The organism is Variovorax sp. P1_H2, from assembly GCF_056405295.1.
On record NZ_JBFUCJ010000233.1, the window covers coordinates 1 to 3,835 of the forward strand.

Sequence of the window (3,835 nt, forward strand, 5' to 3'; positions counted from 1 at the left end):
CGACCTGACCGGCGAGGCGGTCTGCGCCTTCGTCGTCCTGAAGCGCGGCCGCCCGGCCAGCGACGAGGAAGCGCGCAAGATCGCGGCCGAGTTGCGCAATTGGGTGGCGAAGGAGATCGGCCCGATTGCAAAACCGAAAGATATCCGCTTCGGAGAGAATCTTCCGAAGACACGCAGCGGTAAGATCATGCGTCGGCTGCTGCGCAGTCTCGCCAAGGGCGAGGCCATCACCCAGGACACCTCGACGCTCGAGAATCCGGCCATTCTGGAGCAGCTCGGCCAGGCCTATTGAGCGCCTCGTGCCGGTCGCGCAGCGGCAGTCCAATCAACTTCAGGGAAAAGAAAAATGGGATTGAGAACTGCTGTATTGCTGGTCGTGGTGCTGCTGATCGCGGCACTGGCGGCCTTGAACTGGAGCCTGCTGGCCTCGCCGACGCTGATGTCGATCGGCTTCATGCAGGTGACAGCGCCCTTCGGGCTGATCATGCTCGGGCTGACCGCACTGCTGGGCATCTTCTTCGTTGCCTACGTGGTCTACCTGCAGAGCTCGATTCTGTTCGAGACCCGTCGGCACACCAAGGAGATGCAGGCCCAGCGCGATCTCGCGGACAAGGCCGAGGCCTCGCGCTTCACCGAGCTGCGCAACTTCCTGGAGACCCAGGAAAACGCCCATGCGGCGCGCAATGCCGAGCGCGACGCGGCGCTGTTGGCGCGCATCGAGCAGCTCGAAGCCACGGCGCGGTCGCGCGCCGAGCAGACCGACAACACCATCGCGGCCCACATCGGCCAGCTCGAGGACCGCTTCGATCGCCGCACGGCCGCGCTGCCGGCCGCCGCCGGCATGCCGCCGGCCGTCTGAGAGCCCCACGCTCGTCACTCCGTGTACTCGCTGCCCCCCGAGGGGGCGCAGACCGCCTTGGGACGGCCCTGGCGCCGGTCTGAGTTGACAGAATGCCCGCTGGCGGTTCGGCTACTTGGTCGACAGGACCCAGGCCGCGAGCTTCTTGGCATCCGCTTCGTTGACCTGGTTGTTGGCCGGCATCGGCACCGGCCCCCAGACGCCCGAGCCGCCCTTCACGATCTTGGCTGCCAGCATGTCGGCCGCGCCCTTGCTGTCCTTGTACTTCGCGGCCACGTCCTTGAAGGACGGCCCCAGCACCTTGCGGTCTACCGCGTGGCAGCTCATGCAGTTCTTCGACGTCGCCAGGGCCAGGTCGGCCAGGGCGGGCGCGGCGCAGAGGAAGCTGGCCGCAACGACCAGAAGCGATTTATTCATGGGGTCGCCGATGCGTGGGTGCGTTAAAGTCGATCCAACGCGATTGTAGGCAGGGCGGTGCACCGCTTCGCCCGGCGCGCTCTCACTCAACGGAGAAGTTCGCGATGTGGTTTCTGTTGCTGGGCCTGTTCGGTGTGGCTCTCAAGTTTTTCGAGATCGGCTTCGTCGCCGCCTGGAGCTGGTGGGTCGTGTTGATCCCGTTCGCACTGGCGGTCGTGTGGTGGGCCTGGGCCGATGCGTCCGGCTACACCAAGCGCAAGGTGGTCGAGAAGGAGAACCAGCGCCGCCAGGACCGGATCGATCGGCAGCGCAGCAACCTCGGCATGCTCAACAGCCGGTCAAACCGAAAGCGGCGCTGAGCCGCAGCGGCGCTTCCAACGCGCTCTTCACCAGAAACACCGCGGAACCGGCTTCGCCGGGCCGCTGGTGTTGCCCCCGGCAGGGGGTGGGCGCCCCGACACGAAGTGCGGGGCAACCTGGGGGCGAGCAACAGTGCCACCGCGGAACCGGCTTCGCCGGGCCGCTGGTGTTGCCCCCGGCAGGGGGTGGGCGCCCCGACACGAAGTGCGGGGCAACCTGGGGGCGATCTCAATACTTGTCGAGGACGGCGCCGGAGCTTGCGCTTGACGCATTGAACGCGAATTTCGCCTGCACGCCGCGCGTGTAGCGCGGGGCAGGCGCCTTCCAGCCTTCGCGGCGCCTGGCGATCTCGGCCTCGGGCACATTGAGCTCGAGCTTCAGTTCATGTGCATCGATCGTGATCGAGTCGCCCTCGTTGACGAAGGCGATGGTGCCGCCGGCCGCCGCCTCGGGTGCCACGTGGCCGACCACCATGCCCCAGGTTCCGCCCGAGAAGCGGCCATCGGTGATCAGGCCGACGCTCTCGCCAAGGCCGGCGCCGATCAGCGCGCCCGTGGGTGCCAGCATCTCGGGCATGCCCGGGCCGCCCTTGGGGCCGAGGTAGCGCAGCACCATCACGTCGCCGGCCTTGATCTTGCCGTCGAGGATCGCCTGCAGCGCCGACTGTTCGTCGTCGAAGACGCGCGCCGGGCCGGTGATGACCGGGTTCTTGAGGCCGGTGATCTTGGCCACCGCGCCTTCGGGCGAGAGGTTGCCCTTGAGGATCGCGAGGTGGCCTTCGGCGTACATCGGATGGCCGATCGGGCGGATCACGTCCTGGTCGGCGCGCGGCTGGTCGGGCACGTCCTTCAGGACTTCGGCGATGGTCTGGCCGGTGATCGTGAGGCAGTCGCCGTGCAGCAGTCCGGCGTTCAGCAGCACCTTCATGACCTGCGGGATGCCGCCGGCCTTGTGCAGGTCGACCGCCAGGTACTTGCCGCTGGGCTTCAGGTCGCACAGCACCGGCACCTTCTTGCGCATGCGCTCGAAGTCATCGATCGACCAGTCCACGCCGGCGGCGTGGGCGATGGCCAGGAAGTGCAGCACCGCGTTGGTCGAGCCGCCGGTCGCCATGATCACGGCCACCGCGTTCTCGATCGCCTTCTTGGTCACGATGTCGCGCGGCTTGATGTCCTTCTTGATCGCCTCGATCAGCACCTTGGCCGATTCCTTGGCCGAGTTGGCCTTTTCCTCGTGCGGGTTCGCCATGGTCGAGGAGTAGGGCAGCGAGATGCCAAGCGCCTCGAAGGCCGAGCTCATGGTGTTGGCCGTGTACATGCCGCCGCAGGAGCCGGTGCCCGGGATCGCGCGCATCTCGATCTCGCGCAGGTCCTCGTCGCTCAGGTTGCCGGCGGCATTCTGGCCGACCGCCTCGAACACGCTCACGATGTTCAGGTCCTGGCCCTTGTACCTGCCCGGCAGGATGGTGCCGCCGTAGACGTAGATCGCCGGCACATTGGCGCGCAGCATGCCCATCAGGCCGCCGGGCATGTTCTTGTCGCAGCCGCCGACCACCAGCACGCCGTCCATCCACTGGCCGCCGACGCAGGTCTCGATGCAGTCGGAAATCACTTCGCGGCTGACCAGCGAGTATTTCATGCCCTCGGTGCCCATCGCCATGCCGTCGGAGATGGTCGGGGTGCCGAAGACCTGCGCGTTGCCGCCGGCTTCCTCGATGCCCTCGATGGCCGCATCGGCCAGCCTCTGCAGGCCCGAGTTGCAGGGCGTGATGGTGCTGTGGCCGTTGGCGACGCCGACCATCGGCTTCTTGAAATCGCCTTCCTGGTAGCCCATGGCATAGAACATCGAGCGGTTCGGCGCCCGGCTCTTGCCTTCGACGATGTTGGCGCTGCGGCGGTTGATCTTGATCGGTTTCGTGTCCATCGTGCTTCTCGCGTTCGTGATCGGGGGACGCCAAGTATCGGACGATTGATTGATTGCTTCCAATCCTATTTTTTGGTGCTATTGATATGCTTGGCATATGAAAGAAACGCTGATCGACCTGCGCGCCTGGCGCCAGTTCGTGGCCGTCGCCGAAGAGCTTCATTTCGGCCGGGCCGCCGTGCGCCTGCACATGACGCAGCCGCCGGTCACGCAGGCCATCGCCCAGCTCGAGAAGACGCTCGGGGTGCTGCTGTTCGACCGCACGCGGCGCCGGGT

6 protein-coding genes are annotated in these 3,835 nt (G+C 66.4%); 4 read left to right on the forward strand and 2 right to left on the reverse strand.

What is annotated here, in order from left to right; genetic code table 11:
- Together AC1D2E_RS35110 and AC1D2E_RS35115 are read left to right on the forward strand one after the other, a co-directional pair.
- A partial coding sequence (locus tag AC1D2E_RS35110; protein WP_478201680.1) for an AMP-binding enzyme occupies positions 1-292 on the forward strand: 292 nt, incomplete at its 5' end.
- A 54-nt stretch (positions 293-346) separates the two neighbouring features.
- Positions 347-859 carry a LapA family protein gene (locus AC1D2E_RS35115; protein WP_478201681.1) on the forward strand — a complete coding sequence of 171 codons (513 nt, stop codon included), beginning with the start codon at positions 347-349 and terminating at the stop codon, positions 857-859.
- Between the two features lie 111 nt (positions 860-970).
- Here the strand turns inward: AC1D2E_RS35115 and AC1D2E_RS35120 are convergent, their stop codons facing one another.
- A complete protein-coding gene (locus AC1D2E_RS35120; RefSeq protein ID WP_478176797.1) occupies positions 971-1,276 on the reverse strand; it encodes a c-type cytochrome in 306 nt (101 codons plus the stop codon).
- A 104-nt stretch (positions 1,277-1,380) separates the two neighbouring features.
- Between AC1D2E_RS35120 and AC1D2E_RS35125 the strand changes: the two genes are divergently transcribed.
- Positions 1,381-1,635 carry a TIGR04438 family Trp-rich protein gene (locus tag AC1D2E_RS35125; protein WP_478176798.1) on the forward strand — a complete coding sequence of 85 codons (255 nt, stop codon included), beginning with the start codon at positions 1,381-1,383 and terminating at the stop codon, positions 1,633-1,635.
- A gap of 229 nt (positions 1,636-1,864) precedes the next feature.
- Here the strand turns inward: AC1D2E_RS35125 and ilvD are convergent, their stop codons facing one another.
- Positions 1,865-3,559 (reverse strand): dihydroxy-acid dehydratase, encoded by a 1,695-nt coding sequence (gene ilvD / locus AC1D2E_RS35130; protein ID WP_478201682.1) that lies wholly within the window; start codon positions 3,557-3,559, stop codon positions 1,865-1,867.
- Between the two features lie 97 nt (positions 3,560-3,656).
- Here ilvD and AC1D2E_RS35135 point away from each other — a divergent pair.
- On the forward strand, positions 3,657-3,835 hold a 179-nt coding region (locus AC1D2E_RS35135), incomplete at its 3' end, for a LysR family transcriptional regulator (RefSeq protein WP_478201683.1).